The organism is Pseudomonas sp. (genome assembly GCF_050739995.1).
Classification (GTDB): domain Bacteria; phylum Pseudomonadota; class Gammaproteobacteria; order Pseudomonadales; family Pseudomonadaceae; genus Aquipseudomonas.
In genome coordinates this window covers 1-2,853 of sequence record NZ_JBOICG010000777.1, presented here as the reverse complement: position 1 = coordinate 2,853, position 2,853 = coordinate 1, and the positions used below count along the sequence as shown (strand labels likewise).

The 2,853-nt window shown below is 59.1% G+C and carries 3 protein-coding genes; 1 reads left to right on the top strand and 2 read right to left on the bottom strand.

What is annotated here, in order from left to right; all coding sequences use genetic code 11:
* Together ACRESD_RS26360 and zwf are read right to left on the bottom strand one after the other, a co-directional pair.
* Positions 1–267: 6-phosphogluconolactonase (locus tag ACRESD_RS26360; protein WP_431753588.1), on the bottom strand; the 267-nt coding region annotated here is incomplete at its 3' end.
* On the bottom strand, positions 254–1,720 hold the full coding sequence (zwf, locus tag ACRESD_RS26355) for a glucose-6-phosphate dehydrogenase (protein ID WP_431753587.1): 1,467 nt from the start codon (positions 1,718–1,720) through the stop codon (positions 254–256). The genes zwf and ACRESD_RS26360, both read right to left, overlap by 14 nt.
* Before the next feature lie 219 nt (positions 1,721–1,939).
* Here zwf and ACRESD_RS26350 point away from each other — a divergent pair, with 219 nt between their 5' ends.
* Positions 1,940–2,800 (top strand): MurR/RpiR family transcriptional regulator, encoded by an 861-nt coding sequence (locus tag ACRESD_RS26350; RefSeq protein WP_174554056.1) that lies wholly within the window; start codon positions 1,940–1,942, stop codon positions 2,798–2,800.
* Positions 2,801–2,853 lie beyond the last annotated feature (53 nt).

Below are 2,853 nucleotides of genomic sequence, written 5' to 3'. Positions count from 1 at the left end.
GCTGTCGGCATGTTCCACCGGTACCCAGCGCTCGTCGGCCAGGGTGATGGTGACCTTGGACCAGTCCAGTCCTTGCTTGGCCAGGTTCTGGAAAAACGCCACGGGGCTGCGGCCACCGGACACCACCAGGGTTGCTTCGCCACGGGCGCTGATAGCCGTGCGCAGTTGTTCTGCCACATCGTTGGCCAGGCCTTCCGCCAACAGCACCGGTGTACGGTACTCGTGAGGCGTTACGCCCTGGGGCAGTTTCAAATCAGATATCGCCATACCACGACCTCCCATCCCGCGTGATCAGTGCAATGGAGCTCATCGGCCCCCAGGAACCCGCCGCATACGGCTTGGGCGCATCACCGGACTTCTTCCACCCGGCGATCAACTGGTCACACCACTTCCACGCGGCTTCGATTTCATCTTTGCGAACAAACAGGTTCTGATTGCCGCGCATCACTTCCAGCAACAACCGCTCGTAGGCATCGGGAATCCGTGCGCTGCGGTAGGTGTCGGAAAAATTCAGTTGCAGCGGGCCACTGCGCAGTTGCATGCCCTTGTCCAGGCCCTGTTCCTTGGTCATCACGCGCAAGGAAATGCCTTCGTCCGGCTGCAGGCGGATGATCAGTTTGTTGCTGATCTGCAGGCGCTGCTCGGGGGCGAAGATATAGTGGGACGGCTCCTTGAAATGGATGACGATCTGCGACAGCTTTTGCGGCATGCGCTTGCCGGTACGCAGGTAGAACGGCACCCCGGCCCAACGCCAGTTACGGATATCGGCACGCAGGGCGACGAAGGTTTCGGTATCGCTCTGGGTGTTGGAGTTCTCTTCTTCCAGGTACCCGGGCACCGGCTTGCCGGCGCTGTAGCCGGCGATGTACTGGCCACGCACCACTTGGGTGGTCAGCCCGTCCGGGCTGATCGGTGCCAGGGCCTTGAGCACCTTGACCTTCTCGTCACGGATGCTGTCGGCGGACAGGTCGGCCGGTGGGTCCATGGCAATCAGGCAAAGCAGTTGCAGCAGGTGATTCTGGATCATGTCCCGCAGTTGGCCGGCCTTGTCGAAGTAACCCCAGCGGCCTTCGATACCGACCTGCTCGGCCACGGTGATTTCCACATGGGAGATGTAGTTCTGGTTCCACTGGGTTTCGAACAGACTGTTGGCGAAACGCAGGGCGATCAGGTTCTGGACGGTCTCTTTACCCAGGTAGTGGTCGATGCGATAGGTGCGGTTTTCCGGGAAAAACTGCGCCACGGCGTCGTTCACCTTGCGCGAGGACTCCAGGTCCGAACCGATGGGTTTTTCCAGCACCACACGGGTGTTTTCCGCCAGGCCGACTTTGGCCAGGTTCTCGCAAATCGCGCCATACACCGCCGCCGGGGTGGCGAAATAGGCGATCAGGCGTTGTTCGCCTCCGACTTTTTCGGCAAGGGCGACATAGTCATCAGCCTTCATGAAATCGACGTGCACATAGGCCAGGCGCGCGAGGAAGCGCTGGGCCACGGCCTCGTCCAATTCCTTGCCGACGTAGTTGCGCAGTTCTTTTTCGATATGGGCCAGGTGCTCTTGCTCGGTGCCAGCTTCACGGGCCAGGGCCATGATGCGGGTGTCGTCGTGCAAGAGCCCGGCGCCATCGAGTTGATAGAGGGCAGGAAATAACTTGCGCAGCGCCAGATCACCCAAGGCGCCAAACAGGGCGAAGGTGCAGGGTTCTACCGTTATCGAAGGCATGATGTTTGTTCTTTTATCAAGTTAAACTACAAATACCTTTTTTCAAGGCATCACTCAAGGAAAAATGTAGTAATAACCACAACATTTTCCCGAAATACGCATTCCGAGTGGTGGTGTTCAGCTACCCTCAGTAGGATAGGCCACCTCAAAGGGCCACTCGTCGATGAGTTGCCGCCCTTAATTTGCATCGTCGCCCGAAGGAAAGACTGAATGGACCGCGTGCGAAATCTTCTGGAACAGATCCAGAACCGCCTCGAAGAATTGAACAAGGCCGAGCGCAAAGTCGCTGAAGTGATCCTGCTCAACCCCCAGCAGGCTACACGTTTTTCGATCGCCGCCCTTGCCCAGGCCGCTTCGGTCAGTGAACCGACGGTCAACCGTTTTTGCCGTTCGTTCGGTGTCAGCGGTTACCCTGAACTGAAATTGCAGCTGGCGCAAAGCTTGGCCAGTGGCGCGGCGTATGTCAGCCGCGCCGTGGAGGCCGATGATAACCCGGAGGCCTACACCCAGAAGATCTTTGGCAGCGCCATTGCATCGCTGGACAGCGCCTGCCAGGCCCTGGACCCCGCCTTGATCAGCAAGGCCGTGGACTTGTTGATCCAGGCGCGGCAGATCCACTTTTTCGGCCTGGGTGCCTCGGCCCCGGTGGCGATGGACGCGTTGCACAAGTTTTTCCGCTTCAATCTGGCGGTGACCGCCCATGCCGATGTGCTGATGCAGCGCATGATCGCTTCAGTGGCCCATACGGGCGAGCTGTTCGTGATTATTTCCTACACCGGGCGTACCCGTGAGCTGGTGGAAGTGGCGCGCATCGCCCGCAGCAACGGCGCCTCGGTACTGGGCGTGACCGCCGAGAACTCACCGCTGGCCAAGGCCAGTACCGTGAGCCTGAATATTCCGCTGCCGGAAGACACCGACATCTACATGCCAATGACGTCGCGGATCATTCAGTTGACGGTGCTGGATGTGTTGGCGACCGGCATGACCTTGCGTCGCGGGGTGGATTTCCAGCCGCATTTACGCAAGATCAAAGAGAGTTTGAATGACAGCCGGTATCCGGTTGGGGATGAGTTCAACTAAGCCAGAATTTGTGCTGGCTGTACTGGCCTCATCGGGGGCAAGCCCCCTCCCAC